General features: G+C 81.4%; 2 pseudogenes. One reads left to right on the forward strand and one right to left on the reverse strand.

Annotated features, from left to right (window positions below):
• Window positions 1-482, reverse strand: a pseudogene (locus tag FF86_RS36840) (hypothetical protein); the annotation flags it as partial.
• Window positions 483-702: 220 nt separating this feature from the next.
• Here FF86_RS36840 and FF86_RS36845 point away from each other — a divergent pair.
• Window positions 703-1,143, forward strand: a pseudogene (locus FF86_RS36845) (hypothetical protein); the annotation flags it as partial.
• Between the last annotated feature and the right edge of the window lie 1,174 nt (window positions 1,144-2,317).

A 2,317-nucleotide genomic window follows, 5' to 3' on the forward strand; every position in this document is an offset into this window, starting at 1 on the left:
CCCCCAGGTATCGGCGGCATCTCCGGCATCTCCGGGAGCCGCCCGAACGTCGCGAACGCCACCCCCGCCAGCGCCGCGCGGGCGCCAGCGAGGATCGCCTGCGGGTCCATCGCCCCCCCGCCAGCCGGCGGGGGCACCGGCGCCGCCGGCCCGCCGATCGGCGGTGTCCGTAGCTGCGCCAGCGGGCCGATCAGATCCGTCCCGGGCCGGCCGTCCGGGCCGGGACGCGGACCGCGCAGGCGCCGCCAGCCCGCACGGGTCAGCCGCCACCCCCGATGGCCCAGCCACCAGCCCACCGCGGCCAGCGCCGCGAGCAGCCCCAGCCCGGTCCGCACCAGCCGACCCAACCCGCCACCACGGCGGCGCCGCTGGCCGGCGACCATCCGGTAGCGGCCGCGCCGGGCCGCGCGGGCCGCCGCCCACGGCGAGCGGGCCTGGCGCACCGCGGCGGCCAGGCGGCCCGCCGCCGAGCGGCCGATCCGNGCCGCCCGCACCATCCCCGCGCCCCGCAGCCGCGCCGCGCGCACCGCCGCCGCCCCCGACCGGCGCGCCGCGCGCGCCGCCTGACCCCCCGTACCGCGCGCCGCACGCGTCAGCGGCCCGCCCCCAGCACGACGCCCACCGGCCGTCCGGCCCGCCGCACCACCCGCACGTCCCGACCCGGGCCGGCGGCCCGTACCCGCCCCCCGCCGGCGACGGCCCGTGCCCGTACCGGTCCCCGCACCCTTCCCCGTACCGGGCCCGCCGCCCGCGCCACGACGCCGGCCGGCCCCGGCGAGGCGACGCAACGCCGCCGGCACCGGCCCCGACCCGCTGCGGCCCCGGCCCGCGCCACCCCCCGACGTCGACGCCCTGGACGCCGCGCGGCGCTGGGCGACCCGGACCGTGCGGGCCGCCGCCGCCGTCCCCGCGACCGCCCCGGCCGCGATCAGCCCCGGCACCCCCGCCGCCGCATACAGGCTCGACCCGGCCATCACCCCGGCCTCGCCGGCGGCGATGATCACCGGCCCCGCCGGCACCCCCCGCCGGCGCACCGGCGGCGCCGGCGGGGCCGGGGTCTCCTCCACCACCGGCGTCCACCCACCCGAGATCTGCTCGGGTGCCTGCGTCTCCGCAGCCGATCCGCTCATGCCGCCCACCTCCNCCCAGTCGTCTCCGTCGTCCACGCCGTGCCGGTGCTGGCGGCCATCTCCGCCCGCAGCCGCTCATCCATCGCCGTCGCCTCCACCGCCGGCACCGCGGCGGCCAGCAGCTCGTCCGCGAGGCGCAGCAGCTGCGTCACGGACGCCGCCGGGTCGATCAGCGGACTCGCGGCGAGCGCCGCCAGCACCTGGCCGCGCCGGTCCCCNGCGCTCACCGCCGGCCTCCCGCAGCCGCGCTCNCCAGCTCCCGCGGGGAGGGCATCGGGACGATCTCCGCGTCCTCGATGTCGTCACCCGGGAAACCTCCGGGGAAGATTGGCGTGCCCGCCCGCAGGCTTCCCCGCGCGGTGTCCACCGCGGTACGCACGACGGCGTGGCGGACGCCCAGCACGCCNCGGGCCGCGGCGTAGGTCAGCCCCTTGCCCGTACGCCTGACCTNCATCGTCTCCAGCACGGCCACCAGCGCGNCCAGCTCCTGCGGCGTCGCGTCCGCCGTCCACTCGGCCAGCCCCGAGCCCTTCCCGGCACCCTTCCCGGCGCCGGTCTGCTCGGCCGTCTGGGAAACCTCCCGGGAAGCCGCCGCCTCCAGGTCGGCGCGGGCCTGGGAAAGATCGCGGGAAGTCGCGACGAGCTCGCCGGCGAGCCCGGCCCGCTCCGCCTCGGCGGCAGCGAGCGCCGCAGCGGTCTCCCGCGCGGTCTGCTCCACACGCTCCCGGTCGGCCCGCGCGGCCCGCGTCTCACCGAGCGCCGCGTCGCGCTCGGACCGGACCTCGGTCAGGTCGGCGGTCGCCCGCGCCGCCGCCTGCCGGGCGCCGGCCGCGTCGCGCTCCGCGGCCAGCGCCGCAGCACGGGCCTCCGTGGCCTGCCGGGCGGCGTCCTCCGCCTGCACCCGGATCGCGTCGCGCTCGGCGAGGGCCTGGTCCCGCGTCTCGCAGGCCACGGTCACGGCCGCAGCCATCGCGTCCCGCTCCGCGGCCGCAGCCTCGGTGACGGCCGCCTCCTGGGCGGCGCGCACCGCGGCGACCTCCGCCGCCAGCTCCGCCCGCGCCGCCTCCGCGGCGGCGAGGCCGGCGTGGGCCTGGTCCCGCTCGGCGGACAGCGCCGCCAACTCGCCCCGCACCGTCTCCACCACACCGGCGGCCCAGTCACGGGCCGCGGCAGCCTCGGCGAGCTCG

Origin of the sequence: Frankia sp. CpI1-P (assembly GCF_001421075.1) — a bacterium.
Lineage (GTDB): Bacteria > Actinomycetota > Actinomycetes > Frankiales > Frankiaceae > Frankia > Frankia torreyi.